The sequence below is a fragment of the Conexibacter woesei DSM 14684 genome (assembly GCF_000025265.1).
GTDB lineage: Bacteria > Actinomycetota > Thermoleophilia > Solirubrobacterales > Solirubrobacteraceae > Conexibacter > Conexibacter woesei.
On sequence record NC_013739.1, the window covers coordinates 3,615,146 to 3,640,133 of the forward strand.

Consider the following 24,988-nt stretch of genomic DNA (forward strand, 5'->3'; position numbering starts at 1 on the left):
ACACTCGGGAGTCCGGCGTCAACCGTTCAGGATCGCGACTGGTCGGAGCTTCGTGAGCCGTCGAGAACGACAGCGCAGGCGGCACAGGGGTCGTCCGCTCCGCACCGTCGTGGTGACGCTCGCGGTCGTCCTGCTGGCCGGCGCCTGCACCGCGGCCGCCGTCTTCGCCGGCTGGGTCGTCCACGTCGTCGACGACGCGCCGACGCTCGACCAGCTGCGGCCGCGACCGCAGCCGGCGGTCACGACGGTCTACGGCTCCGACGGCAGCCGGCTCGGGTTCATCGCCGGCGACGTGCTGCGCGTCCCGCTCGACGGACGCGGCGTCACCGCCACGACGAAGCGCGCGACGATCGCGATCGAGGACCGCCGCTTCTACCACCACGGCGGGATCGACTACGTCGGGGTCGCGCGCGCGGCGCTGCAGAACCTCGTCTCGGACCGCACCGTGCAAGGCGGCTCGACGCTGACGATGCAGCTCGTGCGCAACCTCTACCTGCCCGGCAGCGGCGCCAACCGGACGCTCGAGCGCAAGATCCGCGAGGCGGCGCTCGCCGACCAGCTCGACCGCGAGCACACGAAGGGATGGATCCTCGACCACTACCTCGACAACGTCCCGTACGGCACCGTCGGGGGCCAGACGGCGGTCGGGATCGGGGCGGCGGCGCACGTCTTCTTCGACCGCCCGGCGGAGCACCTGACGCTGCCGCAGGCGGCGCTGCTGGCGGGTCTGCCGCAGGCGCCGACGCTCGACAACCCGTTCCTGCACCCGCGGAGGGCGAAGGAGCGGCGTGCGGAGGTGCTGGCGGCGATGGTCCGCAGCGGCGACCTGACCCAGGCGCAGGCCGCGCGCGCCGGGCGTGCGCCGCTCGGCGTCCGCCGCAACGACTTCTTCGGCGCCCGCAGCGAGCCGTACGTCGTCGACTACGTCGCGCGCGAGCTGCGGGCGCGCTACGAGCCGGCGGTGCTGCGGCGCGGCGGGCTGAGAGTCCACACGACGATCGACCCGCGGCTGCAGGCGCTCGGCCGCCAGGCGATCGCCGACCACCTCGGCCAGCCGGGTCAGCCGCAGGCGGCGCTCGCCTCGGTCGACCCGAGCGACGGCGCGATCCGTGCGCTCGTCTCCTCCACGACCTATGGCGAGACGCAGTTCGACTACGCCGCCTTCGCCCACCGCCAGCCGGGCTCGACGTTCAAGGCGATCGATCTGATGGACGCGGTGCGGCGCGGGGTCGACCCCGACACGACCTACTACGACTCGCACGAGCTGGGCGCCGGCTGGCTGCCGACGGAGCCGACCTGGAGCGTGCAGACCGACGACGGCGTCTACCGCGGCTCGATCAGCCTCGCCGACGCGATCGCGGTCTCCGACAACACCGTCTACGCGCAGCTCGGCGCCGATCTCGGAGCCGACTCGGTGCGCCAGACGGCGTACGACATGGGCGTCACCTCGCATCTCGACGCGTTCCCGGCGGAGTCGATCGGCGGCCTGCGGACCGGCGTCACGCCGCTGGAGATGGCGGACGCGTACGCGACGATCGCGGACGGCGGCTGGCGCAACCGCGTCAGCGCGATCGCGAGCGTCGAGCTGCCCGACGGCCGCGTCGACCGCACCGCGCCGGTCCGGCGCCAGGAGTTCACCGACGGCCAGGCCGCCAAGGTCGTGGACGCGCTGAAGGGCGTGCTCGACCACGGCACCGCCGCCGGCATGGGGATCGGCTGCCCCGCGGCCGGCAAGACCGGGACGACGAGCAGCTTCACCGACGCGTGGTTCGACGGCTTCACGCCGACGCTGTCGACCGCCGTCTGGGTCGGCTATCCGGACGAGACGACGTCGATGAGCGCGGTGCCCGGCTACGGCGAGGTCTTCGGCGCGACGATCCCCGCGCCGATCTGGCAGGAGTACATGCAGTCCGCGATCGGCTCCGCGTGCGACGACTTCCCGGCGCCGCAGACGCCGTTCTCCGCGGTCCCGTTCGACGGCACGTACCAGAGCGCGGCGGGCGCGCCCAGCGTCAGAGCGTCACGGCGATTCTCGCGTTGAGTGTGGCCGGGCAGATCGGTGGGCCAGTGCGCGTCACCGCCCCGCTTGCGGTCAGCGCAGACGGCGTGGTCGTGTGGACGACCGTCAGCGTGCCGCTGTAGAGGCAGGGCGTCCCGAAGAACGTGAGGTATATCTGGCTCGGCATCGTCCCCGTCGAACCCGACCACGTGATCGGCCACGAGAGGCCGGTCGCCGCCGCCAACGAGCCGACGCCTGTGCACGCGGTGAACGAGGCTAGGTCGACGCTGTTGTCGTCGGTGAACCCTTGAATCGAGGCGTTGCACGTCGTCGCGCCCAATGCGCCCACGAACGTCGCTCTGCCCGTGCCGGCGTACGGTCCACCTATCGGGCCGGCGCTCGCCGTCGCGGTCGCCGCCGCCAGCGCTGCTGCGGTGAGCAGCAGCGTGAATCCACTCTTGATGAACATCTCGACCCCCCGGTCGCTCGGAACAGAAACGCCATCGTCCCCGAACCGGGGCGGCGGCGTCAAGTGGCACGCCGGCGCTACTCCAGCGGGGTCTGCTGATGGAGCGCCATCAGCCACGCGCCCTCTCGTCTGACGTAGACGCTCGACATCAGCGCCGTGTAGCGGACGCTGCCGCGGGCGCCGTCGAAGCGATAGGTCAGCAGCGCGGCCGTCGCGTCGAGCGCGACCGCCCGCTCCTGCTCGAACGCGACCGCGTCCCAGCCTTGACTGTCGTCCATCGCGGCGGCGCACTCGGCCTTGTCGAGCCGCATGCCCGGGACGATCACGACCGCGTCGTCGGTCAGCCGGCGGCGGTAGGTGTCGCCGTCACCGGCGGCCAGCTCGCGCTCGATCGCGCTCAGCTCCTGCACGAGTGTCATCGTCGCTCCTGAGGTCTACACTGTACATATACATCGTATACCCGACAGAGACGGAGCGAATCGGGCCTCGGCCGAGCCACCCCCGGCGAGATCGCCAGCCGCTGCCCAGCGCGCCACCGCCCCGCGCCCGCCGCTCGACCGCGACACGATCCTGCGCGCCGCGCTCGCCTGCGTCGACGCGCAGGGCGCCGAGGCGGTCAGCATGCGGCGGGTCGCCGACACGCTCGGCGTCACGCCGATGGCGCTCTACAACCACGTCGCGGACAAGCGCGCGCTGCTCGACGGCGTCGCCGACCTCGTCGCGCGCGAGATCGCGCTGCCGCCGCCCGAGGCGCCGTGGGAGCGACGGCTCCGCGGCACGCTGCGCGCGATCCGCCGCGCCTACCTGCGCCACCCGAACGCCGCGCCGCTGGTGCAGGCGACCCGCGCGACGACGCCCGCGCTGAGCGCTCCGGCGAACGCAGCGCTCGACGCGCTCGGCGCCGCCGGACTGCCGCCCGCCGCCGCGCTCGAAGCGTGGACCGCGCTGATCGGCCTCACGAACGGCCACGTCGCCTACGAGCTGGACGGGCACGCGCCCGCGGTCGACTTCGAGCATGCGTTCGGCTACGCGCTCGACGCGCTGATCGCCGGGCTGGTCGGTGGCCGCGCCGCACGAACGCCCGCATGACACGTTCGGTCCCCCGGGCCGGCGGGGTAGGTCGCTCTGCATGCGCCTCCCCCTTAGCCTCCCGGCCGCCGCGCGCCTGCTCGCGCCGGTGCTGACCCTCGCAGCCGTTCTCGCGCTCCCGCCGCTCGCCGCCGCCGACTACCCCGGCGCGACGCTGACGCTCAGACCCGGCACGAACGACGCGGTGCTCGACAAGCCGTTTCCCGTCATCGCCGAAGGGACGAACCCGCCGCGGGACCAGACCTACGACCTCGTCATCAAGGCGAAGGACAAGGACGTGACGCCGACCTGCGCGCCCGCCGCCTCCGAGGACGACGGCTGGACGGTCCAGTGGGGCGCGAACCTCGCTGCCGGCCCGTTCTCCTACACCCAGCCGGTGACGATCAGCGGCGACGGCGAGAGCACCGTGCTGATCTGCGCCTACACCGAGTTCATCATCGACACCGTCGCGACCGCCTCGCTGACGGTGAAGCTGCGCCCGCCGCGTCACGTGCTGAGGCTGACCGCGCCGCGCAGACCGCGCGCCGGACAGCGTGTGCGCCTGCGCTTCCGCGGCGAGGCCGAGGTCCCCAGACGGCTGCTGCTCGTGCGGCTGCTGCGCGGCCGCGTCGCCTGCGGCCAGGCCGACGCCTCGCACCAGAGCGAGCGGCGGATCGGCGCGGTCGGCAACGTCGGCGGCCGGATCTCCTTCGACCTCCGCACCCCGCGCCTGGCGGCCGGTCGCTGGACGGTCTGCTCCTACCTGCAGAAGTCGACCGCCGACCCGCGCGCGGAGAAGCGCGTGCGCACGCTGCTCACCGTGCGCCGCTGAGCGCGGCGCGGGCGCCCGCGCCGGCACCGCGGCCGCCGGCGCCGCGCGCCGCCGCGGCTTCCGCCAGCAGCCCCCGCCGCCGCAACTCGGGGATCACGCCCTCGCCGACCCGGTACGCCTCCTCCAGGTGCGGATAGCCGGACAGGATGAACTCGTCGATCCCCAGCTCGTGGTACTCGGCGATGCGGTCGGCGACCTCCGCGTGGGAGCCGACGAGGGCGGTGCCGGCGCCGCCGCGCACGAGCCCGACGCCGGCCCACAGGTTCGGGTAGATCTCCAGCGCATCGGTTCTGCCGCGGTGCAGCGCGACCATCCGCGCCTGGCCCTCCGACTGCGAGGAGCGCAGCGTCGCCTGCGCCCGCTCGATCGCGTCGGCGTCGATGCCCGCCAGCAGCCGGTCGGCCTCCGCCCATGCCTCCTCGGACGTGTCGCGCGCGATCGCGTGCAGGCGGATCCCGTAGCGCAGCTGGCGGCCGGCGCGCTCGGCCGCCGCGCGCACACGCACGAGCTTCTCCGCCACCTGCGCCGGAGGCTCGCCCCAGGTCAGGTACACGTCGGCGTATCTGGCGGCGACGTCGAGCGCGGGCGCGGAGGAGCCGCCGAGGTAGATCCCCGGCGCCTGCTCGGGCGGGTTGGGCACGTGCGCGTCCTCGACCTCGACGAATCTGCCGGCGAACGAGACCGGCTCGCCCGCCCACGCCGCGCGCACGACGGCGAGGTACTCGCCCGCCCGCTCGTAGCGCTCGTCCTTCGTCAGGAAGTCGCCGAAGCGGCGCTGCTCGACGTCGTCGCCGCCTGTCACGACGTTGAGCAGCAGGCGGTTGCCGGAGACGCGCTGGAACGTCGCCGCCATCTGCGCGGCGAGCGTCGGCGAGACGAGGCCGGGCCGGAACGCGACGAGGAATCTGAGCCGCTCGGTCACCTGCGTCAGCGCCGCCGTCAGCACCCACGCGTCCTCGCACCAACTGCTCGTCGGCGTCAGCGCGGCGTCGAAGCCGAGCTGCTCGGCTGAGCGCGCGATCTGCCCGATGTAGCCGACGTCGGGCGTGCGCTCGCTCGCGCCGCTGAAGTCGAGGTGCTTGCGCGCCCCGACGGCGTTGCCCTTCGACAGGTCGGTGCGCGAGTCGCCCGTCGTCGGCAGGAACCAGTGCAGCGCGACGCTCATCTCGCGCCTCCGCTCTCCCCCAGCACGGAGGTGTCGACGATGTCGGTGAACGTCACCTCGCCGGGCAGCTCGCCCTCTTCGGTGAAGAGGTCGGCGAGTCTCTGCTGGGAGGCGACGATCGTGTCGTCGAGCGGGATGATGTCGGACGCCTTTCTGCGCGCCGCGGCTCTCGTCACCGACAGCGGCAGTCTCGTGTCCTCGGTCCATGCCGCCGCCCACTCGTCGGGGTTCTCGCCGGCCCACTCCCACGCCGCGCTCAGCCGTCTGACGTAGTCTCTGATCGCCTCGACCTTCGCCGGGTCCTCCAGCGCCTTCGCGGAGGCGATCTCGAAGCCGAGCCCGCGCTCGTGCGGCTCGCCCGCGACGATCTCGCGCGCGCCGAGCGACTGCTGCGCCTGGATCGCGAACGGGTCCCAGATCGAGATCGCGTCGACCGCGCCGTTCTGGTAGGCGGCGAGGGCGTCGGGCGGCGCGAGGAACGCGAACTCGACGTCGTCGGTGCTCAGCCCCTCGCTCTGCAGCGCGTTGAGGATGAAGGCGTGGCCGGAGGTTCCCTTCGGAACGGCGATCTTCTTGCCCTTCAGGTCCGCGATCGCTCTGATCTCCGAGTCTCTCGGCACGAGCAGGCGGTTCTCCTGTCTGTCGCGCTCCTGCACCGCGGCGATCACCTTGAACTCCGCGCCGGCGGCGGCGCCGAAGATCGGCGGCGCGCAGCCGACCCACGCGATGTCGATCTTGTCGGCGCCGGCCGCCTCGACGAGCGGCGGCCCGGCCTGGAACGTCGACCACTCGATCTCGTACGGCAGGTCGTCGAGCTGGCCGGACTTGCCGAGCACGGCGCGGATGCCGTCCTTCTGCACGCCGACGCGCAGCTTGACCTTCTCGCCGCCGCTCTCGCCGCCACCGTCGCCGCTCGCGGCCGCCGCCGTGTCCGCGCCGCCGCCGTCGTCATCACCACCGCACGCCGCCAGGCCGAGCGGCAGCAGCGCGAGTACGAGCAGCATCGAGATTGCACGGCGGAACGAGGTCGGCATGGTGGTCTGGCTCCTGGGTTGTGGACGGGCTATTCGCCGGCGTCGTCGACGCCGAGCCGCCGCAGCAGCTCGCTGCGACGGGCGACCAGCTCGGGGTGGTCGCGACGGCGGGGTCGCGGGAGGTCGAAGCGCTCGTCGTAGGAGACGCGCCCGCCTTCCAGCAGCAGGAGGCGATCCGCCAGCAGCAGCGCCTCCTCGACGTCGTGCGTGACGAGCAGCACCGCCGGGCGGTGGCGCTCCCACAGCTCGCGCACGAGCCGCTGCGCGGAGACGCGCGTGAGCGCGTCGAGCGCGCTGAACGGCTCGTCGAGCAGCAGCAGGTCGGGCTCCCGCACGAGCGCCCGCGCGAGCGCGACGCGCTGGCGCTGGCCGCCGGAGAGCTGGCGCGGCCAGGCCTTCTCGCGGCCGGCGAGGCCGACCTCGGCGAGCGCATCGGTCGCGCGCTTCGCCGCGGCGCCGCGGCCGCCCGGCTCGCGCAGTCCGAGCGCGACGTTCTGGAGCGCGCTGCGCCACGGCAGCAGCCGCGGGTCCTGGAAGACGACGGCCGGCTCGCGGCCGCTGGCGATCTCCCCGGTGGTGCCGTCGTCGAGCCCGGCGAGCAGCCGCAGCAGCGTCGTCTTGCCGCAGCCGGAGCGGCCGAGGACGGCGACGAACTCGCCCGGCGCGATCTCAAGGTCGATGCCGGTGAGGACGCGGTGGTCGCCGAACGCGCGGCCGGCGCCGCGGAGGCGGACGGTCGGGTGGCTCGCGCGGGCGGCGACTGCCGTCATCGCGCCACCTGGAAGTCCGAGCCGCCAGGCGAGGAGTTCCGACGGAAGCCGAGCCCCCTGGGCGAGGGCTCCGCGGAGTCGCGCCAGCGCAGCGCGCGCCGCTCCAGCGCGCGCACGATCGAGTCGGTCAGCAGGCCGAGCGCGGCGTAGCAGAGCAGGCCGACGACGATCACGTCCGTGCGCAGGAAGTCGCGCGCGTTGTTGATCATGTAGCCGAGGCCGGCGCCGGCCGCGATCTGCTCGGCGACGATCAGCGCCAGCCAGGCGATCCCGAGCGACTGGCGGAAGCCGACGAGCGTGCCCGGCAGCGCACCGGGGACGATCACGTGCCGCGCGCGCTCCCAGCGCGTCAGCCGCAGCGAGCGCGCGACCTCGATCAGCTCAGGGTCGATGCTGCGCAGCGCCGCGACGATGTTGAGGTAGAGCGGGATCACGACGCCGAGCGCGATCAGCAGCACCTTCGGCGTCTCGCCGATCCCGAACCAGAGGATGAAGAGCGGTACGAGCCCGAACAGCGGGATCGTGCGGATCGCCTGCATCGGCGGGTCGACGATCGCGTCGCCGAGCTTCGAGAGCCCGACGACGACGCCGAGCACGACGCCCGCGACGGAGCCGATCAGCAGCCCAAGCAGCGCCCGCCGCAGCGAGACGCCGAGCGCCTCGGTCAGCTGCCCACTCTCGAGCAGGTCCCACGCCGTCTTCGACAGCTCGACCGGCGACGCGAGCGTTCTCTCCGGCAGCACGCCGGTCGCGCTGGCGAGCTGCCAGAGCGCGAGCAGCACGAGCGGGCTGAGCCAGCGGATCCAGGTCGTGGTGCGGGGCATTGCGCCAACATACCAATCCCGATCGGAATAGGCGAATTAGTGCGGAACGACGCCTCACCCCGCACGTCTCAGCGCGGCAGCGAGACGCGCACCGCGCCGCCCCGCCCCCGCGCCGCCCCTCAGCGCGGCAGGGGCAGCGGGTCGCGCGCGTAGCGGCGCGCGAGCTGGCGGAAGAAGCCGCCATCGTCGTCGGCGGTGAGCGAGTCGCGCGTTCTGCCGAACACCTGCGGCGGGTTCGTGACGCCGTCTCTGCGCCAGTCGCACGCGCAGGTCGTCCCTTCCGCCCCGCCGCCGAACAGCAGCCCGATCACGCCGGCGCGCGCGAGCTGTCTCAGCACGCGCTGCCGCGAGTCGTCGAGCAGCGTCTGCACGCGGTTGTCGCGGAAGTGGCCCCAGGTGTCGTCCATCGCGCGCATCACCGTGTTGCCGAGCGGCAGCTGCCAGACGACCGCGCGCAGGCCGGTCCCGCGCACGACGCCGGCGAGGAAGCGCGTCGCGCGGCGGAAGTCCTCCGGCGCCCACCACGAGGCGCCGCCGTCGCCGCGGATCTTCTGCTCGAAGCCGGCGTCGGCGTCGGCCCAATCGGTGAACAGCAGCTGGAAGCGCGCGCCGAGCGAGCGCTCGAAGGCGGCAGCGCGCGCCGCGAGCGCGTCGACCTGCCGGCCGTTCGGCCGGTTGAGGTGGAGATCGGTTCTCGTGCCCCAGTCGCTCAGGTGGTAGGCGAGCTGGACGTTCGGCGCGTTGCGGTCGCGCAGCCGCACGATCGCCTGCGCGAAGCCAGCGGCCGTATCGGGCAGCCCGGCGAGCGCCGGCAGCCCGGTCGAGGCGACGGCGGCCGGCACGGTCGCGGCGTCGTCGTCCCTCGACGCCTGCTGGATGTAGGCCCACAGGTCGGGCTCGATCTGGAAGACGACCTTCGCGGGCTTGAAGCGGCCGGCGCGCGCGAACGCGAGCGCCAGGTCCTCGTACCACGCCTTCATCGTCGCCGGCTCGCGCAGGTTGCGCAGGTCGGCGCGCGCCTCGTCGCGGTCGCGCGCGCCGGGCGCCGAGTGGCGCAGCATGTAATAGGAGAAGACCGGCGTCGTGCGCGCCTTCAGCGACTCGCGCACGTAGTTCGACACGAACGCGCCGCCGGGGTTCCAGGTCGACCAGCTTCTCCCCGTGTTCACGCCGCCCGCGAGGTACTGGTAGCGCAGCCCGGTGCGGAACTTCGCGCGCGTCGCTGCCGCGCCACCCGCGCCGTCGGCGAGGCCGAGCTGGAGCGTCGCGGGCCAGCCGGCCGGGGGCGGCGGGAGCGTGGCGGAGGCGGCCTGCGTGAGCGGCGCAGAAGCGAGGGCGAGCAGCACGACCGCGGCGGTCGCGAGCAGGAGGTGGCGCGAGGACATGCGGCGAGATGATGACGGGCGAGCCGGCGCCGCACACCGGCGCCGCACGCGTTGCGGGAGTTCCCCGGTTCAGTTGTCCGCCGCCACACCGACAATCAGGGTATGACCACCATCCAGCCCACCGAGATCGTCGGTCGCGCGTTCGCGATCTACAAGCAGCAGGCGGGCGCGCTGATCCCCGCAGCGCTCGTCGTGTTCGCCGTCGTCGCCCTCTCCGAGCTCGTCTTCGACGAGGGCCTGCTCGTCCTGATCGCCTCGGCGATCGGCATCGTCGCCCACACCTTCTACACGGGGATGGTCGTCAGACTGGTCGACGACGTGCGCGACGGCGTGCTCGACGCGTCCGTGTCGAGCCTGTTCGCCAGCGTCGCGCCGGTCGCGCTGACGTTGATCCTCGCGTCGCTGCTCGTCGGCATCGGCGTCGGCATCGGCTTCATCCTCCTGATAATCCCGGGCCTCTTCCTGATGACGATCTGGGCGGTCGTCGCGCCCGTCGTCGTGCTGGAGCAGCGTGGCGTGATCGAGGCGCTGGGCCGCAGCCAGGAACTCGTGAAGGGCAACGGCTGGGGCGTCTTCGGCGTGATCGTGATCGTCTTCCTGCTGACGATCGGCGCGGGCATCGTCGGCGGCGCGCTCGCCTTCGCGGGCGGCGACGTCGTGCGCGTCCTCGTGACGTGGGCCGTGACCGTGCTCGTCGCGCCGCTCGCCGCGCTCGCCACGAGCGTCCTCTACTTCGCCCTGCGCGACCAGCCCTGAGCGGAAGCGCGGCGGTCGGTCTCCTACCGCCGCGCGTCCTTCATGTCGCGCTTCTTGACGAGGTCGATCATCACGTACTTGCCGTCCTCCCGGCGTTCGGCGAAGCCGCGCTGGGAGAGGCGCTTGAGCACGACGGGGCAGCGCTTGCAGCGCGGCTTGGACTTGCAGCACTTCTTCTTCGGCTTGACCGGCTTGGAGTGCTTGAACGCCTTCGCCATGGAGCGCTGAGTGTAGGTGCCCCGGGGTAGGGTGCCCTCATATGGCGCCGTTCACCTCATCTCTCGCAGAGCAGCTCGCGCCCGACCTGCTCGACCGCTTCCTCCGCTACGTCCGCATCGACACGCAGTCCTCGCGCGCGACCGGCAGACGGCCGAGCACGCTCGGGCAGCTCGACCTCTCGCGCCTGCTCGTCGAGGAGCTGCGCGCGCTCGGGCTCGCCGACGCCGAGCTGACGGCGAACGGCTACGTGATGGCGACGCTGCCGGCGAACGGCGCCGACCCGGCGGCGAGCGTCGCCGACGCGCCCGTCGTCGGGCTGCTCGCGCACGTCGACACGAGCCCTGATGCCCCGGCCGCGGGCGTCGAGCCGCTCGTCCACCGCGACTACGACGGCGCGCCGATCGCGCTCCCGCGCGGCGACACGGTGCTCGACCCGGCCGCGATGCCGGAGCTGGGCAGAGCGCGCGGCCACACGCTCGTCACGTCCAGCGGCGACACGCTGCTCGGCGCCGACGACAAGGCCGGCGTCGCGGAGATCATGGCCGCGGTCGCGCACCTCGCCGCCAACCCGCAGCTCCCCCGCCCCACGCTGCGGATCGGCTTCACGCCCGACGAGGAGATCGGCGAGGGCGGGCTCGACTTCGACATCGAGCGGTTCGGCGCGCGCTGCGCGTACACCGTCGACGGCTCCGACCTCGGCGAGCTGCAGGACGAGACGTTCACTGCCGCCGAGGCGGTCCTGACGATCCACGGCGTCGAGGTCCACCCCGGCTTCGCGACCGGCAAGCTCGTCAACGCCGCCCGCCTCGCCGCGCGCGTGATCGCGGCGCTGCCGTCGGACACGCTGACGCCGGAGACGACGTCGGGGCGGGAAGGCTTCATCCACCCGCACGAGGTGACCGCCAGCCCCGGCGAGGCGACCGTCCACTTCATAGTCCGCGACTTCGAGGACGACCTCCTGGCCCAGCACGTCGAGCTGCTGCGCAGCACCGCCGAGCGGATCGTCGCGGAGGAGCCGCGCGCGTCGATGGAGCTGGACGTGCGCCCCCAGTACCCGAACATGCGCGACCACCTCGCGGCCACGCCCGAGGTCGTCGAGCTGGCCGAGCGGGCGCTGCGCGCGGAGGGGCTGACGCCGGTCCGCACGCCGATCCGCGGCGGCACCGACGGCTCGCTGCTGAGCGCCCGCGGCCTGCCGACGCCGAACCTCTTCACCGGCGGTCACGAGTACCACTCGGTGCGCGAGTGGGCCTCGCTGCACGAGATGGCCGCCGCGGCGGCCACGCTCGTGCGGCTCGCGGAGGCGTGGGCTACGCCCGGCTGAGCCGAGAGATCGGCGCCAGCCGATCTCTCAACTGGAACCGGCGCCAGCCGGTTCCAGCGTGAACTGACCGACGAGCCGCTCGAGCTGGTCGACGGTGTGCGCCAGCTCCTGCGCGCTCGCCGCGATCTCCTGCCCTGAGGCCGACGTCTGCTGCGTCGAGGCCGACACCTGCTCGGTCGTCGCCGAGGATTGCTCGGCGACGGTCACGACGTCGACCATGTTGCGCTCCATCCGCGCCGCGCGCTCGGAGATCTCGCCGATCGCGGTGGCGATCTGCGCGACCCGCACGGTCATGTCGGAGACCGAGCCGCCGATCCGCTCGAACGACGCGCGCGCCTGCTCGACCGTCGCCGCGCCGTCCTCGGTCTGCCGTGCGCCGCTCTCGACGACCTCGACCGCACGGCCCGTCTCGCTCTGGATCTCGGCGATCAGCCCGCCGATCGAGCGCGCCGCGCCCTGCGACTCCTCCGCCAGCTTGCGGACCTCCTCGGCGACGACCGCGAAGCCGCGGCCGGCCTCGCCCGCGCGCGCCGCCTCGATCGCGGCGTTCAACGCCAACAGGTTCGTCTGCTCCGCAATCCCCGTGATCGTCGCGACGATCCCGCCGATCTGCCCCGACTTCTCGCCGAGCGCGCGGATCGCCGCGGTCGCCTCGCCGGAGGACTCGCGCACCGCCGCCATCGCGCTCGTCGCCTGCGCGACGGTCGCCGCGCCCTCCTCCGCGACGCCGCGCGCCTCCTCCGCGACGCGGGCGGTCTCCTCGGCGTCGCCGGTCGAGCTGCGCGTCGCCGCGACGACGTCGTCGGCGAGCCGGCGCGCCTCCTCGACGGTGCGCACCTGGCGCTCGGCGCCGGCCGCGACCTCGCCGACGCCGGCGGCGATCTCGCCGACCGCGCGGCCCGCCTCGTCGGAGGTCTGCGCCATCTGCTGGGAGGCGGCGGAGACCGACTGCGTCTCGCGCGCGATCTGGCGCAGCATCGCGGCGACTCTCTCGCGCATCGCGCTGTAGCCCTCGACGGAGCTGCGCGTGCGCGCGAGCGTCGTGTTGAAGATCTCCGCGAGGCGCCCGATCGACGCGTCCTCGCCCGCTGCGCGCAGCGGCTCGGTCGTCGGGTGCGCGGTGACCGTCAGGTCACCGCGGGCGACGGCGGCGAGCGCTGTCTCCAGGTCCGCGAGGTCGTGCGTGCTGAGCGCTTCCATCCGCTCGATCAGCTCCTCCAGGCACGACTGGTCGCCGAGCGCATCGCGCAGCTGCGCGCTCATCTCGGCGAACGCGTGCCCGAGCGCGTCCCGCTCGGACTTCGGCTCGACGTCGACCGCGAGGTCGCCGGCCGCGATCCGCCGAGCGGCGCTCGCCGCCTCCTCCAGGTAGACGACCATCGCGCGGAACGCCTCGGCCGCGTCGCCCAGCTCGTCGCGCGAGCGGACCGCGACCTCCTGCGAGACGTCGCCGGTCGCGATCCCGCGCGCCGCCTTCGCCAGCTGGCGGACGCCGCCGACGATCGCGCGCGAGAGCCACAGCGCCAGCGCGAGCGCGACGAGCGCGACGCCGGCCAGCAGCACGATCACGAGCGTGCGCGTCTCGCTGACGGAGTCGGTGCTGCGCTGCACCTTCTGCGTCGCGAGGTCCTGCTGGTGGTCGAGCGCCGCCTGCGTGCCGAAACCGATGCCGGCGAACGCGTCGCCGGCGGCGGGACCGGTGAGCGCCGCCGAGGCGGCGTCGCGGTCGCCGCGCAGCAGCGCCGCGGCGGCCGGTCTCGTCGCGGCGAGGTACGCCTGCCAGGCGTCGTCGAGCTCGGCGCCGATCCGGCGCTCCTCTCTGTCGGCGCCGCGCTCGCGCGTGTTCTCGAGCAGGACCGAGATCGTGTTCTCGAGCTGCTCCAGCGCGAGCAGGACGTCCCGCTGCGCCGCGCGGTCGGGAATCTCCAGCGTCGTCAGCTGCTGCTCTCGGTACGTTCTGAGCTGGCCGTCGATCGTCTGCACGACGCGCAGGGCGTCGAGGCTCTGCTTGCCGACGACCTCCGTTATCGCGTTGACGTGGTCGAGCCGCTGGATCGCGACGACACCGACGCCGGCCATCAACGCGACGAGCGCGAGAAACGCCCCGAGCAGCTTCGTCCGAACACTCAGTTTCACGAGAACACCCCTTCCGTGGGACCAGGACCGGCCCCGCTGCCGGGGCCGGCTCCCTCTCGTGATCGGTCGCTGCGCGCCGAGCTTCAACGCGCCACCGAGATGTCCAGTCGCGGCTGGACGCGAGTTCAATCGGTTGTGCTCAGCGCGGTCTCCAGGTCGGCCGGATCGACCGCATCTGCCTCGCTCGCCTCCAGCGTGAACTGCCCCACGAGCCGCTCCAGCTCCTCTGCCGTCTTCGCCAGCTCCTGGGCGCTGGCGGCGATCTCCTGCGAGGAGGCGGACGTCTGCTGCGTCGAGGCGGACACCTGCTCGGTCGACGCGCTCGACTGCTCGGCGACCGACACGACCTCGGCCATGTTCTCGCCCATCTGACCGGCCCGCTCGACGATCTCGGCGACCGCGCCGGCGATCTCGCCGACGCGCGCGTTCATGTCCTCGACGCTGGTGCCGATCCGCAGGAACGCCTCGCGCGCGTCCTGCACCGTCGCGACGCCCTGCTCGATCTGCGCGCCGCCGGCCTCGACGCCCTCGACCGCGGCGCCGGTGTCGCGCTGGATCTCGGCGACGAGGCCCGAGATCGACGCGGCGGCTCCGCGCGACTCCTCCGCCAGCTTGCGGACCTCCTCGGCGACGACCGCGAAGCCGCGGCCCTGCTCGCCGGCCCGCGCCGCCTCGATCGCGGCGTTGAGCGCGAGCAGGTTCGTCTGCTCCGCGATGCCGGTGATCGTCGCGACGATGCCGCCGATCTGGTCGGACTTCGCGCCGAGCCCGCGCATCGCCTCGGTCGTCGTCGAGGAGACCTCGACGAGCGCCTGCATCCCTTCGGTGGCGCGCGCGATCGTCTCGGCGCCCTCCTCGGCGACGGTGCGCGCCTGCTCGGCCGCGCGCGCGGTCTGCTCGGCGTTGTCGCTCGACATCTGCGCCGCCTGCACGACGGCCTCGCCGACCTCCCGCGCCTCGCCGACGGTCTTCACCTGCCGGTCGGCTCCGGCCGCGACCTCGCCGACCGCGGAGGCGATCTCACCGATCGCGCGGCCGGTCTCCTCCGACGTCGTCGCCATCTGCTGGGAGGCGGCGGCGACCGCCTGCGTCTCGCTCGCGATCTGCTTGAGCATTGCCGCGACTCTCGCGCGCATCTCGTCGTAGCCGTGCACCGAGGACTGCAGCCGCTGCAGCATCTCGTTGAAGATCTCCGCGAGGCGGCCGAGCTGCGCTCCCTCCTCCGCGGTCAGGGGCTCGGTCGTCGTCACCGCCGCGACCGTCAGGTCACCGGCGGCGACCGCGGCGAGCGCGTGCTCCAACGCCGCGAGATCCTGCTCGCTGAGCGTCTCCATCCGCTCCACGAGCGCCTCCAGCGACGAGCTGTCGCCGAGTGCCTCGCGCAGCTGCGCGGTCATCTCGGCGAACGCGTGGCCCAGCACGTCCTCGTCGGACTTCGGCTCGACATGGACCGTCAGGTCACCGGCCGCGATCGCCTTCGCGGCGCCGGCCGTCTCCTCCAGGTAGTCGACCATCTCGCCGAACGCTCTGCCGGCCTCGCCGATCTCGTCGCGCGATCTGATCTCGACCCGCTGGCTGACGTCGCCCTTCGCGATCCCGCGCGCCGCGCGAACCAGCTGGCGGACGCCGCCGACGATCGTGCGCGCCGCCAGCAGCGCGATCGCGATCCCGATCACAGCGGCGATCGCGAGCAGCACGACGATCGTGGTGGAGCCGGAGGAGACGGTGTCCTCGGCGTCGGCGACCTGCGCGAACGAGCGTCTCTGCAGCCGGTCGTTGAGCGCGAGCAGCTGGGTCGTGACGTCGTCGAACGCGACGGCCCCTTCGCCTCCGCGGACCACCGCGAGCGCGGCGGCGTGGTCGTCGCTGTCAGCCGCCATGGTGAAGCCCTGCGTCGTGCTGACGTACTTCCCCCACGCCTCGTCGAAGCGCGCGACCATCGCCCGCTCGCCGCCGCTGACGCTTCTGCGCAGCACGCCGATCTGCGTCGCGATCTTCGACTGCGCGTCGGCGAACGACCGCGCGGCGTCGCGGCGCTCGGCCGGCTCGTCGACGATGTAGCTGAGCTGCTCACCGCGGTAGCGGAAGACGTCCCCGTTGATCGCCCCGACCGCCTGCAGGCTCGGGACGACCGAGGTGTTGACGTCCTTGACGGTGTCGTTGACACCGCCCATTCGGCTGATCGCGAAGACGCCGACCACGACCATCAGCGCGATCACGACAAGGAAGCCGCTCAGCAGCTTCGTCCGGACATTCAGCTTCACAAACAGTTCCTTCCCCCGACATGAACTTGGCGCGACATGCCCATAGATCGGCCGCAGTTCGGTCGACTGTAGCCAGTACTCAGCGGATGTCCGATCTGCGCGCGGTAGCCTCGGTCGCGCGATGCCGCGATCAGCCGCCTGGCTCGCGCTCGGCGCGGCCACGCTGCTCGTGGCCTGGGCGCTCGACGCGCTCGGCCTTCCCTCCGCCACGCTCTTCGGCGCGCTCGTTGTCGGCCTCGCCGTCGCGCTGCGGCTGCCCGGTCGCTTCAGACTCGGCGAGGGCACGTTCCGCTCGGCGCAGGCGCTGACCGGCGTGACGCTCGGCTGCTACATGCAGTCGGAGTCGCTCGACGCGCTCGCGGGCGCGTGGCTGCCCGTCGCGCTGGTGAGCGCCGCGACGCTGCTGCTGTGCCTGCTCGCCGGCCACGTGATGGCGCGCGTGACGGACGTCGACGAGCCGACCGCCGCGCTCGGGATGGTCGCCGGCGGCGCTTCGGGGATCGTCACGATGGCGCGCGAGCTGGGCGCCGACGATCGGATCGTCGCGTTCATGCAGTACGCGCGCGTGCTGCTGATCGTGCTGGCGACGCCGCTGCTCGTCGCGCTCTTCTTCCCCGGCCACCACGGCGCGCCGGGCATCGGCGACGGCGGCGGTGACGGTCCGTTCCTCGGCACCGCCGGCGACTGGGCCGCGACGGTCGCGATCGCGCTCGCCGGCGCCGCCGCCGGCCGGCTCGTGCGGCTGCCGGCCGGCGTGCTGCTCGGCCCGCTGCTGCTCGCGGCCGGGCTGACGCTCGCGCTGCCCGACGGCAGCTTCGCGGTCCCGCCGCTGCTGCGCGAGGCGGCGTTCGCCGCGATCGGCCTGCAGGTCGGGCTGCGCTTCACCGTCGAGACGATCCGCCGGCTCGGCCGGCTGCTGGTGCCGGTCGTGCTGTCGGTCGTCGCGCTCGTGGTCGCCTGCTTCGGGCTCGCGGTCGTGCTGCACGCGACGACGCACGTGACGCTGCTCGACGCCTACCTCGCGACGACGCCGGGCGGCCTCTACGTCGTGCTCGCGGCGGCCGTCGGCACGGGCGCCGACACGACCTTCGTCGTCGCCGTGCAGGGCCTGCGGCTGCTCGTCATGGTGCTGCTCGCGCCGTTCGCCGTGCGGCTGCTGCTGGGCGATCGGGCGCGGCCACGCGTCACGGCGCCCTGACCGTGGAAGGATCACGCCATGGCCTCCTCCTACACCGCTGCCGCGGACCGCTACGAGACGACGATGCAATACCGCCGCTGCGGGCGCAGCGGCCTGCTGCTGCCGGCGATCTCGCTCGGCCTCTGGCACAACTTCGGCGACGACCGGCCGCTGGAGAACCAGCGCGCGATCCTGCGCCGCGCGTTCGACCTCGGCGTCACGCACTTCGACCTCGCGAACAACTACGGGCCGCCGTACGGCTCCGCCGAGACGAACTTCGGCCACATCATGCGCGAGGACCTGCGGCCCTACCGCGACGAGCTGATCGTCTCGACGAAGGCCGGCTGGGACATGTGGCCCGGGCCGTACGGCGAGTTCGGCTCGCGCAAGTACCTGCTCGCCTCGCTCGACCAGTCGCTGAAGCGGATGGGGCTCGACTACGTCGACATCTTCTACTCCCACCGCTTCGACCCGGACACGCCGCTGGAGGAGACGATGGGCGCGCTCCACACAGCCGTCCAGCAGGGCAAGGCGCTCTACGTCGGGATCTCCTCCTACGGCTCGCCGCGCACCGCCGAGGCGATCGGGATCCTGCGCGACCTCGGCACGCCGCTGCTGATCCACCAGCCGTCGTACTCGCTGCTGAACCGCTGGATCGAGAGAGGCCTGCTCGACGTGATCGGCGAGCACGGCGTCGGCTCGATCGTCTTCACGCCGCTGGCGCAGGGGATGCTGACCGACCGCTACCTCGACGGCATCCCGTCCGACTCGCGCGCGGCGAGAAGAACCTCGCTCGACCCCGGCTGGCTGGACGAGAGAACGCTCGCGCACATCCGCGCGCTGAACGAGATCGCGCAGCGGCGCGGCCAGTCGCTGGCGCAGATGGCGCTCGCCTGGACGCTGCGCGACCCGCGCGTGACCTCGACGCTCGTCGGCGCCAGCAGCGTCGCGCAGCTCGAGGACAACCTCGGGGCGCTCGACAACCTGTCCTTCTCCGACGAGGAGCTGCAGGAGATCGAGGACCGCACGACCGAGGCGGGGATCAACCTCTGGGCCGAGTCGGCCGAGGTCGACTGAGCGCACGCGCTAGAGTGGGTCGTCCGGCGGATCGCCCACTCGGCCGGAGCCCTTCGGGGCTCAGTCCGGGCCACGCGCCGGCCCTCGTGGCCGGCGGCCAGTCCCGGAGGTCGGGAGTGTCCAGTTGCCCAGGCATCAGACACAAGTCCTGGGACGTTTGTAGTTAGTGGCGATTCATGACCGGGGGTAACCGGCCGGGCCTTGTGCCCGGCCGGCCCCATTTCTGGCCCGGCGGCGCCGGCTTCGGCCGCGATGGGTTCAGGCTGCCAGCGCGTGGGCACACCGCTCGCCATGAGGGTGCCGACGCGGCGTCTCGTGGTGCTGACTGCGGTCGCGCTCCTCGCCGCGGCCGCCGGCAGCGGAGCTGCGGACGCCGCCGTCTGCGCGACCGCGCGCGGACCCGTCAACGGCAGCTTCGAGGAGCCGGCCGTCGGCGGCTTCTACCAGTTTCCGGAGGAAAAGGTCCCGGGCTGGCACACGACCGCCTCCGACCACCGCATCGAGCTGTGGCAGTCAGGCTACAACGGGGTGCCGTCCGCCGACGGCGACCAGTTCGCCGAGCTGGCCGGCACCGAGCCCTCCGAGCTGTTCCAGGACGTCGCGACGACGCCCGGTGAGACGTTCGTCTACCGGATCTTCCATCGCGGGCGCAGAGGGGACGACACGATGCGGATCGAGATCGGTCCGCCCGGCGGGCCGCCGGACGCGTCACGGACCGTCACGACGTCGAACACGGAGTGGCAGCAGGTGGTCGGGGTCTACCGCGTCCCGCCGGAGCTGACGACGACGCGGCTCGGCTTCGAGGCCGTCTCGAGCGCGTCGAGCGACCCGAGCCAGGGCAACTTCATCGACGGGGTCGCGTTCGGCGGCGGCGACTGCGCCGTCATGCTCGCCAACCGGCTGCTGCCCGCCGGCGACGACGGCCGCTTCGACCTGCTGCTCGGCGGGGTGCCGGTCGCGACCGCCGTCGGCGACGGCGCGACCGCCGGCCCGTTCAGCAACCCGTTCGCGGCGATCACGGTCGCCGAGCGAGCCGCGCCCGGGACGCGGCTGGAGAGCTACGCCAGCGTCGTGCGCTGCCTCGACGACGCGACCGGCGAGCCGGTCGTGCAGGAGGTCGGGACCGAGACCACGCTCCGCTTCGACCGGCAGCGCGACGTGACCTGCCGCTTCGCGAACGTGCGCGCGCCCGCGGTCGTCCTGCGCACCGCGATCGAGCCCGGCGGCGACCCCGGGCGCTTCGACCTGCGCGTGAACGGCCGCCTCGTCGCGAGCGCAGCCGGCGACGGCACCGTCGCCCCGCCGGAGCGCGTCGGCTCCGGACCGGTGACCGTCTCCGAGCACGCCGCGACGGGAACGACGCAGGCCGGCTACGCGACCGCGATCGCATGCCGCTCGCGCGCCGGCCGCGGCCCGGTCATCGCCGCAGACGTCGCGACGCGCCTGCGGTTCGAGCCGGCGGGCGCCGACGTCGTCGTCTGCACGCTGCTGAACGTCGCGCGCAGACCACCTCCCCCGCCGCAGCCGCCGCACGGCCCGTCCGGTACGCCGGGCGTCCCGGGCGCTCCCGGCGTCCCCGCTGCTCCGATCGCGGAGAACGCCGCCACCGCGATGTCCGACGCGGTCGATCTCGTCGTCCGAGCTGCGCCGGTGCGGCAGCGCGTGCGCGTCCCCGGCCCCGCGCGCGTGCGCGTCCACGTCGCGAACCGCGGCCCGAGCTCCGCGACCGACGTGCGGATCGCCGTCTCCGCTCGCCGCGCAGGACTCCCGGTGCGCGGCGTCGCGCTGCTCCCGCGCACCGACTGCGTGAGTGTCCGCGGCGGCGGCGCGTGCCGCCTGGCACGTCTGCCGGCCGGCGGTCACGCGACCGTCGAGCTGTCGCTCGCCGCCGCGCGCGGCGGGCGGCTCGTCGTGCGGGCAGGCGCTCGCGCGGACGAGCAGGAGCGCACGCCCGCCGACAACGTCGCGCGCGCGATCGCGACGGTCGTCGGAGCGCGGCAGCCGAGCGGGCCGGCACCGCCGGTCACCGGCTGACACTCGCCCCCACTCCTTGTAACAATGCTTACATTCTCCGTTGCACTGCCGGCCGCACCGGTCCATAGTGAGCATCAGAAGGGTCGTCAATCGAGTCAACCGCAAGGAAGACCACGAAGGCGGCCCTTCCGTCGTGCACGGGCCGGGCGCGACCTCAAGCGCGGCGTCAGCCGGCCTCAGGCCGCCGCCGCGCGGACCGCCGGCGCCACCTCGGCCGCGAAGCGCTCGATCTGCTCGACGGTGTCGCCGCCGGACGGCCAGAAGAGGAAGCCGTCGAAGCCGAGATCGGCGCCGAACGCGCTCAGCGTCTGCACCCAGTGCTCCGGCGGCCCCTGCAGCAGCCCGCGCACCGGGCCGTCGGCGATCTCGCCGCCGACGTTGTACACGCGCCGGATCGCCGCGGGGTCACGCCCGGCGCGCTCGGCGGCGGCGTCGATCTCACTCGTCATCGCGGGCACCGCGCTCGGCGGGACGTAGCTGCTCGACGGCAGCCAGCCGTCCGCCAAGCGGCCCGTCAGCCGCAGCATCCGCGGCTTGATCGCCCCGATCCAGATGCCGATCTCGTGCGCCGGCGGCGGACCGGGACGGAAGCCGTCGACGGTGTAGTGATCGCCGTGGAAGCGGACGGAGCGCTCGCTCCACGCCGCGCGCACGATCGCGATCGCCTCTGCCAGCGCGTCGACCGACTCGCCGGGGGTGCGCACCGGCCCGCCCATCGCCGCGACACCCTCCCAGAACGCGCCGGCACCGAGCCCCAGCTCGAAGCGGCCGCCGCTCATCACGTCGAGCGACGCGGCCTGCTTGGCGAGCAGCGCCGGCGGCCGCAGCGGGAGGCTCGCGACGTCGGGCAGGAACCGCAGCCGCTCGGTCTTCGCCAGCAGCGTGGCGATCAGCGCGAACGTGTCGAGGAAGCGCGCCTGGTACGGGTGGTCCTGGATCCCGATCAGGTCGAGCCCGCCGCGCTCGGCCGCGTCGACCTGCCGCAGCAGGTCGGGGTAGCTCGCCGCCTCCGGCGTGAGGAAGAGGCCGAGGTCGGGCGTCGGGCGGGTCGTGGCCATCGCGGGTCTCCTGCGGTCAAGTAGTTGCCTACACAATCAAACGACATCGTAGCCGATCTTGTTGTGCGCGCAACTACTAGACCGTCGTGCGCCGCCCGGCCGCCCGGCTGTCATCCGCGCGCGACCCGGTCGAGCACCTCCGCCGTCGCCGCCGGCTGGGAGAACATCGGCCAGTGGCCGGCGTCGAGCGTCACATGGCTCCAGCCAGGCGTCGCCGCGTCGACTGGCGACGGGAAGCTGCGTCTGAGGCACGTGACGTACGTGCGCGGGAGCGCGGCGGCGTCCGCGTTCGTCAGATCCAGCGCCTCGTGGAAGCCGGCGATCGGGTGACCGGCGCCCTGCGTGCGGATCGCGGCGATCTGCTCGGCGGTCAGCTCGTGCTCGCCGTAGTACGTCTCCAGCTCGGCATCGGTGAAGAACGGCACGCGCGTCGGGTCGCCGCCGGCCTCGGCCGCTGACGTGATCGCGCCCTCGAACTCCGGCCCGGCGCCCGCGAACGCCGAGACGCCGTCCTGCGGGATCTCCGCGTCGAGGTAGACGAGCCGCGCGATCCGCTCCGGCGCCAGCTCCGCCGCAGCCGTGATCGCGCCGCCGGAGTACGAGTGGCCGACGAGCACGACGTCGCGCAGCTCCTCGCGCTCCAGCAGCGCGACGACGTCACGCCCGTGCACCGAGAGGTCGACGCCGCTCACGTCGGCGTCGCGCTCCTGCCCGCCGAGGCCGGTGAGCGTCAGCGGGTGGACGTCGTGACCGGCCGCCTCGAGCCGCGGGGTGACCTCGGACCAGGCCCAGGCGCCGAGGCAGGCACCGGGGACGAGCACGATCGTGGCCATGGTTGTCGCTCCTTCGTCGTTGACTGCGGGCATGTCGTAGACCCTAGAAGCCAATCAGGGCGGTTTCTGCCCTCATTTCGTGATTTCCTTCTCTGTATGTCCCGTCCGACGACGCGCGTGCTCGAACTGCTGGAGCTGCTGCAGGACCGCCAGCAGGTGACCGGCCCGGAGCTGGCGCAGCGGCTCGGCGTCGACCACCGCACTGTCCGCCGCTACATCGCGAAGCTGGAGGAGTTGGGGATCCCCGTCGAGGCCGACCGCGGCCGCCGCGGCGGTTACCGGCTGCGCCCCGGCTTCAAGCTGCCGCCGCTGATGCTGACCGACGACGAGGCGAGCGCCGTCGTGCTGGGGCTGCTCGCCGCGCAGAGCAGCGGCCTGACGACCGCCGCCCCGGCGGTCGAGAGCGCGCTGCAGAAACTGCGCCGCGTGCTGCCGGTCGAGCTGCGCGAGCGCGTGCGGGCGCTGGAGCAGGCGCTCGGCTTCACGCGGCCGGCACCGCATGCGCCGGCGCCGCCGCAGACCGAGACCGTGCTCGCGCTCGCCGACGCGATCGGACGCGAGCGCCGCGTCGAGGTCGCCTACGCGACGCGCGACGGCGCGGCCTCGACGCGCCAGCTGGACCCGTACGGGGTCGTCTTCCACAACGGACGCTGGTACCTCTCCGCCCACGACCACGGCCGCGGGGAGCTGCGCACGCTGCGGCTGGACCGCATCGGCTCCGTGCGGATACTGCGCAGAGCCGCGCCGAAGCCGCCCGGCTTCGACGCCGTCGAGCACGTCAACCGCGCGCTCGCGCGCGTGCCGTGGACGAACGAGGTCGAGGTCGTGCTCGACGCGCCGCTCGCCGAGATCCGCCGCCAGGTCCCGCCGCACACCGCCGAGCTGGAGCAGCTCCCCGACGGCGGCGGCGTGCTGCTGCGTGCCCGCGCCGAACGGCTCGACGGCATGGCCCGCCTGCTCGCCGGCCTCGGCGCCCCGCTCGTCGTGCGCAGACCGGACGCGCTGCGCGACGAGCTGCGCGTCGTCGCGCGGCGGCTCACGGACGCGGCGGATGCGGGCGGAAGCGCTTGATCACGCGGTCGTTCCCGTCGTACCAGATGACCTTGCGCGGATACTCGGCGCGGCCCGCGGCCCGTGTCCGGCCCGGCAGGAGCGCGACGTTGTCCTCCACGCCGACCGCGGGCGAGCGCTCCTCCACCGCCGGGCTGTCGGCGTACAGCGCTCGCACCCAGCGGACGCCGTCCGGGACCAGCGCGGCGGTCGACGCCGACGCTCCGTCGCTCGCGGCGATGACGAACCCTGTCTCGTCGAGCGCCCGCGTCGGCGGCGTCACGCCCGTCGTCCACGCGGTCGGTCTCGAGCGACCGGGGCGCCGCACCTCCAGCACGACGGCGATGCGGTCGCCGGGCGCCGGTCTCCCCCCCGCCGGTCCACGTGCGCCGGGACGAAACGGGACGAGCCACACCGCGCCGTGCGAGCTGGCCACGGCGCGTCGAACCGACGGCAGCAGCACACGCGCGCCGGGCCAGCCGGACCGGGCCGGGCTCGGGTCGGCGGCGCGCGGCAGCACGGCGCCCGCACGTGCGATCGCATACCCGTCGCGCTCGACGTCGTGCTGGGGCCGGCGCAGCGCCGCGAGCAGGTCGCGCAACGCCGGCTCGGCCCGCTGCTCGCTCGTCAACGGAGGGTCCCGCGGCACCGTCGCGGCGGGAAGCGTCCCCTGACGTCCTGAGGGCGTCGTCGCGTCTGGCCCCTGCGGGCGCAGCGCGACGAACCCCGCGGCCGCGCTGACGGCGATCAGCAGCGCCGCCGCGACGGTCGCCGCGATCGGCGCCCGGCGCAGCAGCGAGACACGCGCGGCCCGCTGCGCCGCTGCGCGGCGGACGGTCGCTCTGCGCAGCTCCCGTTCCAGCTCGTCGAAGAACGCGCTCATGCCTCCGCTCCTCTCAGTTGCGTGCGCAGCCGCGCCAGGCCGCGGCTGACGCGCTTGCGCACGACCGCCTCCGAGCAGCGCAGCTCGGCCGCGATCTCCGCGTAGTCGCGCTCGTCCACGACGCGCGCGAGAACTGCCACGCGCTGCTCCTCGCCGAGGTGCTCGACCGCGTCCAGCAGCGCGGCGGGAGGGTGGGCGCGGTCATGTGCGGCCAGCTCCTCGACGCGGTCGAGGTCGTCGTCGGTCAGCTCGATCCGCTCCATCGCCAGCCGGCGGCGCGCAGCGCTCTCGACGCGCCCGCGCCGACGGCTGTCGAGCAGCTTGTGCTCGCCGATCGCGAGCAACCACGCGCGCGCCGCCGTCACGCCCGGGCGGTAGCGCGGGCAGGCCAGCAGCGCGGCGGCGAACGTCTCGGCGGCGAGGTCAGCCGCGACCTCGGGGTTGCCCGTGCGGCGCACCATGTAGCCGACGACGACGGCGAGGTGGCGGCGGTAGAAGGCGGCGAACGCGTCCGCGTCACCGCCGGCCGCCGCCGCGAGCAGCGCGTCGTCGTGGAGCTCCATCATCACCAAGCATCTCGCGCGAGCGCGAAAGCTGTGACCGACGACGGGCCGCGACGGGCGGCGCCGCG

At 73.6% G+C, this 24,988-nt stretch carries 23 protein-coding genes; 9 read left to right on the top strand and 14 right to left on the bottom strand.

Annotated elements, in window-relative coordinates:
* Nucleotides 1–109: 109 nt before the first annotated feature.
* Nucleotides 110–2,041, top strand: a complete 1,932-nt coding sequence (locus CWOE_RS16940) for a transglycosylase domain-containing protein (protein WP_041730593.1) — start codon at nt 110–112, stop codon at nt 2,039–2,041.
* Here CWOE_RS16940 and CWOE_RS16945 read toward each other — a convergent pair.
* Nucleotides 2,013–2,468, bottom strand: coding sequence for a hypothetical protein (locus tag CWOE_RS16945; RefSeq protein WP_012934862.1), 456 nt, complete (start codon nt 2,466–2,468; stop codon nt 2,013–2,015). The genes CWOE_RS16940 and CWOE_RS16945 overlap by 29 nt on opposite strands.
* Before the next feature lie 77 nt (nt 2,469–2,545).
* Complete coding sequence (locus CWOE_RS16950) at nt 2,546–2,887, bottom strand: nuclear transport factor 2 family protein (RefSeq protein WP_012934863.1); 342 nt, start codon at nt 2,885–2,887, stop codon at nt 2,546–2,548.
* Here CWOE_RS16950 and CWOE_RS34355 point away from each other — a divergent pair.
* Nucleotides 2,826–3,557, top strand: a complete 732-nt coding sequence (locus tag CWOE_RS34355; RefSeq protein WP_081425399.1) for a TetR/AcrR family transcriptional regulator — start codon at nt 2,826–2,828, stop codon at nt 3,555–3,557. The genes CWOE_RS16950 and CWOE_RS34355 overlap by 62 nt on opposite strands.
* 40 nt (nt 3,558–3,597) lie before the next feature.
* Nucleotides 3,598–4,368 carry a hypothetical protein gene (locus tag CWOE_RS16960; protein ID WP_012934865.1) on the top strand — a complete coding sequence of 257 codons (771 nt, stop codon included), beginning with the start codon at nt 3,598–3,600 and terminating at the stop codon, nt 4,366–4,368.
* On the opposite strand, the gene CWOE_RS16965 is transcribed toward CWOE_RS16960, so the two are convergent.
* From CWOE_RS16965 to CWOE_RS16985, 5 genes are all read right to left on the bottom strand, one after another.
* Nucleotides 4,352–5,533: an LLM class flavin-dependent oxidoreductase gene (locus CWOE_RS16965; protein ID WP_012934866.1), complete on the bottom strand. Its 1,182-nt coding sequence runs from the start codon at nt 5,531–5,533 to the stop codon at nt 4,352–4,354. The genes CWOE_RS16960 and CWOE_RS16965 overlap by 17 nt on opposite strands.
* The gene (locus CWOE_RS16970; protein ID WP_012934867.1) at nt 5,530–6,567 is read right to left on the bottom strand and encodes an ABC transporter substrate-binding protein; all 1,038 of its coding nucleotides are present in this window, start codon (nt 6,565–6,567) and stop codon (nt 5,530–5,532) included. The genes CWOE_RS16965 and CWOE_RS16970 overlap by 4 nt, the downstream gene beginning before the upstream one ends.
* Before the next feature lie 29 nt (nt 6,568–6,596).
* Nucleotides 6,597–7,337, bottom strand: coding sequence for an ABC transporter ATP-binding protein (locus CWOE_RS16975; protein ID WP_012934868.1), 741 nt, complete (start codon nt 7,335–7,337; stop codon nt 6,597–6,599).
* The gene (locus tag CWOE_RS16980; RefSeq protein WP_012934869.1) at nt 7,334–8,161 is read right to left on the bottom strand and encodes an ABC transporter permease; all 828 of its coding nucleotides are present in this window, start codon (nt 8,159–8,161) and stop codon (nt 7,334–7,336) included. The genes CWOE_RS16975 and CWOE_RS16980 overlap by 4 nt, the downstream gene beginning before the upstream one ends.
* Nucleotides 8,162–8,280: 119 nt before the next feature.
* A complete protein-coding gene (locus tag CWOE_RS16985) occupies nt 8,281–9,546 on the bottom strand; it encodes a hypothetical protein (protein WP_012934870.1) in 1,266 nt (421 codons plus the stop codon).
* Nucleotides 9,547–9,648: 102 nt separating this feature from the next.
* Between CWOE_RS16985 and CWOE_RS30865 the strand changes: the two genes are divergently transcribed.
* Nucleotides 9,649–10,302, top strand: coding sequence for a hypothetical protein (locus tag CWOE_RS30865; RefSeq protein WP_012934871.1), 654 nt, complete (start codon nt 9,649–9,651; stop codon nt 10,300–10,302).
* A gap of 23 nt (nt 10,303–10,325) precedes the next feature.
* On the opposite strand, the gene CWOE_RS16995 is transcribed toward CWOE_RS30865, so the two are convergent.
* Nucleotides 10,326–10,520 (bottom strand): hypothetical protein, encoded by a 195-nt coding sequence (locus CWOE_RS16995; protein WP_012934872.1) that lies wholly within the window; start codon nt 10,518–10,520, stop codon nt 10,326–10,328.
* A gap of 41 nt (nt 10,521–10,561) precedes the next feature.
* Here CWOE_RS16995 and pepT point away from each other — a divergent pair, with 41 nt between their 5' ends.
* Complete coding sequence (gene pepT / locus CWOE_RS17000; protein WP_012934873.1) at nt 10,562–11,845, top strand: peptidase T; 1,284 nt, start codon at nt 10,562–10,564, stop codon at nt 11,843–11,845.
* Nucleotides 11,846–11,872: 27 nt separating this feature from the next.
* Here the strand turns inward: pepT and CWOE_RS30870 are convergent, their stop codons facing one another.
* Both CWOE_RS30870 and CWOE_RS30875 read right to left on the bottom strand, forming a co-directional pair.
* Nucleotides 11,873–13,981 (bottom strand): HAMP domain-containing methyl-accepting chemotaxis protein, encoded by a 2,109-nt coding sequence (locus CWOE_RS30870; RefSeq protein ID WP_012934874.1) that lies wholly within the window; start codon nt 13,979–13,981, stop codon nt 11,873–11,875.
* A gap of 125 nt (nt 13,982–14,106) precedes the next feature.
* Nucleotides 14,107–16,245 (bottom strand): HAMP domain-containing methyl-accepting chemotaxis protein, encoded by a 2,139-nt coding sequence (locus tag CWOE_RS30875; RefSeq protein WP_012934875.1) that lies wholly within the window; start codon nt 16,243–16,245, stop codon nt 14,107–14,109.
* 121 nt (nt 16,246–16,366) lie between these two features.
* Between CWOE_RS30875 and CWOE_RS17015 the strand changes: the two genes are divergently transcribed.
* The 3 genes from CWOE_RS17015 to CWOE_RS30880 all read left to right on the top strand — a co-directional run bounded on the left by CWOE_RS17015 (nt 16,367) and on the right by CWOE_RS30880 (nt 20,533).
* On the top strand, nt 16,367–17,443 hold the full coding sequence (locus CWOE_RS17015) for an AbrB family transcriptional regulator (RefSeq protein ID WP_012934876.1): 1,077 nt from the start codon (nt 16,367–16,369) through the stop codon (nt 17,441–17,443).
* Nucleotides 17,444–17,461: 18 nt separating this feature from the next.
* Nucleotides 17,462–18,499, top strand: coding sequence for an L-glyceraldehyde 3-phosphate reductase (gene mgrA / locus CWOE_RS17020; protein ID WP_012934877.1), 1,038 nt, complete (start codon nt 17,462–17,464; stop codon nt 18,497–18,499).
* 291 nt (nt 18,500–18,790) lie between these two features.
* Nucleotides 18,791–20,533 carry a hypothetical protein gene (locus CWOE_RS30880; RefSeq protein WP_012934878.1) on the top strand — a complete coding sequence of 581 codons (1,743 nt, stop codon included), beginning with the start codon at nt 18,791–18,793 and terminating at the stop codon, nt 20,531–20,533.
* Between the two features lie 176 nt (nt 20,534–20,709).
* On the opposite strand, the gene CWOE_RS17030 is transcribed toward CWOE_RS30880, so the two are convergent.
* Together CWOE_RS17030 and CWOE_RS17035 are read right to left on the bottom strand one after the other, a co-directional pair.
* Entirely contained in the window at nt 20,710–21,591 is an 882-nt protein-coding gene (locus CWOE_RS17030) for an LLM class flavin-dependent oxidoreductase (RefSeq protein ID WP_012934879.1), read from the bottom strand.
* A 110-nt stretch (nt 21,592–21,701) separates the two neighbouring features.
* Nucleotides 21,702–22,424 carry an alpha/beta fold hydrolase gene (locus tag CWOE_RS17035; RefSeq protein ID WP_012934880.1) on the bottom strand — a complete coding sequence of 241 codons (723 nt, stop codon included), beginning with the start codon at nt 22,422–22,424 and terminating at the stop codon, nt 21,702–21,704.
* 96 nt (nt 22,425–22,520) lie between these two features.
* Between CWOE_RS17035 and CWOE_RS17040 the strand changes: the two genes are divergently transcribed.
* Nucleotides 22,521–23,495 carry a helix-turn-helix transcriptional regulator gene (locus CWOE_RS17040; protein ID WP_012934881.1) on the top strand — a complete coding sequence of 325 codons (975 nt, stop codon included), beginning with the start codon at nt 22,521–22,523 and terminating at the stop codon, nt 23,493–23,495.
* Here CWOE_RS17040 and CWOE_RS17045 read toward each other — a convergent pair.
* Both CWOE_RS17045 and CWOE_RS30885 read right to left on the bottom strand, forming a co-directional pair.
* A complete protein-coding gene (locus CWOE_RS17045; RefSeq protein ID WP_012934882.1) occupies nt 23,461–24,357 on the bottom strand; it encodes a hypothetical protein in 897 nt (298 codons plus the stop codon). The two genes, CWOE_RS17040 and CWOE_RS17045, sit on opposite strands and share 35 nt — an antisense overlap.
* The gene (locus CWOE_RS30885; RefSeq protein WP_160165528.1) at nt 24,354–24,920 is read right to left on the bottom strand and encodes an RNA polymerase sigma factor; all 567 of its coding nucleotides are present in this window, start codon (nt 24,918–24,920) and stop codon (nt 24,354–24,356) included. Before CWOE_RS30885 ends, CWOE_RS17045 begins: the two co-directional genes overlap by 4 nt.
* Nucleotides 24,921–24,988 lie beyond the last annotated feature (68 nt).

Bases quoted from the DNA above. Each gene is read 5' to 3' on its own strand.
- CWOE_RS16945 (WP_012934862.1), bottom strand. From the start codon at position 2,468: ATGTTCATCAAGAGTGGATTCACGCTGCTGCTCACCGCAGCAGCGCTG.
- CWOE_RS16950 (WP_012934863.1), bottom strand. From the start codon at position 2,887: ATGACACTCGTGCAGGAGCTGAGCGCGATCGAGCGCGAGCTGGCCGCC.
- CWOE_RS16960 (WP_012934865.1), top strand. From the start codon at position 3,598: ATGCGCCTCCCCCTTAGCCTCCCGGCCGCCGCGCGCCTGCTCGCGCCG.
- CWOE_RS16965 (WP_012934866.1), bottom strand. From the start codon at position 5,533: ATGAGCGTCGCGCTGCACTGGTTCCTGCCGACGACGGGCGACTCGCGC.
- CWOE_RS16970 (WP_012934867.1), bottom strand. From the start codon at position 6,567: ATGCCGACCTCGTTCCGCCGTGCAATCTCGATGCTGCTCGTACTCGCG.
- CWOE_RS16975 (WP_012934868.1), bottom strand. From the start codon at position 7,337: ATGACGGCAGTCGCCGCCCGCGCGAGCCACCCGACCGTCCGCCTCCGC.
- CWOE_RS16980 (WP_012934869.1), bottom strand. From the start codon at position 8,161: ATGCCCCGCACCACGACCTGGATCCGCTGGCTCAGCCCGCTCGTGCTG.
- CWOE_RS16985 (WP_012934870.1), bottom strand. From the start codon at position 9,546: ATGTCCTCGCGCCACCTCCTGCTCGCGACCGCCGCGGTCGTGCTGCTC.
- CWOE_RS30865 (WP_012934871.1), top strand. From the start codon at position 9,649: ATGACCACCATCCAGCCCACCGAGATCGTCGGTCGCGCGTTCGCGATC.
- CWOE_RS16995 (WP_012934872.1), bottom strand. From the start codon at position 10,520: ATGGCGAAGGCGTTCAAGCACTCCAAGCCGGTCAAGCCGAAGAAGAAG.
- pepT (WP_012934873.1), top strand. From the start codon at position 10,562: ATGGCGCCGTTCACCTCATCTCTCGCAGAGCAGCTCGCGCCCGACCTG.
- CWOE_RS17015 (WP_012934876.1), top strand. From the start codon at position 16,367: ATGCCGCGATCAGCCGCCTGGCTCGCGCTCGGCGCGGCCACGCTGCTC.
- mgrA (WP_012934877.1), top strand. From the start codon at position 17,462: ATGGCCTCCTCCTACACCGCTGCCGCGGACCGCTACGAGACGACGATG.
- CWOE_RS30880 (WP_012934878.1), top strand. From the start codon at position 18,791: ATGAGGGTGCCGACGCGGCGTCTCGTGGTGCTGACTGCGGTCGCGCTC.
- CWOE_RS17030 (WP_012934879.1), bottom strand. From the start codon at position 21,591: ATGGCCACGACCCGCCCGACGCCCGACCTCGGCCTCTTCCTCACGCCG.
- CWOE_RS17035 (WP_012934880.1), bottom strand. From the start codon at position 22,424: ATGGCCACGATCGTGCTCGTCCCCGGTGCCTGCCTCGGCGCCTGGGCC.
- CWOE_RS17040 (WP_012934881.1), top strand. From the start codon at position 22,521: ATGTCCCGTCCGACGACGCGCGTGCTCGAACTGCTGGAGCTGCTGCAG.
- CWOE_RS17045 (WP_012934882.1), bottom strand. From the start codon at position 24,357: ATGAGCGCGTTCTTCGACGAGCTGGAACGGGAGCTGCGCAGAGCGACC.
- CWOE_RS30885 (WP_160165528.1), bottom strand. From the start codon at position 24,920: ATGGAGCTCCACGACGACGCGCTGCTCGCGGCGGCGGCCGGCGGTGAC.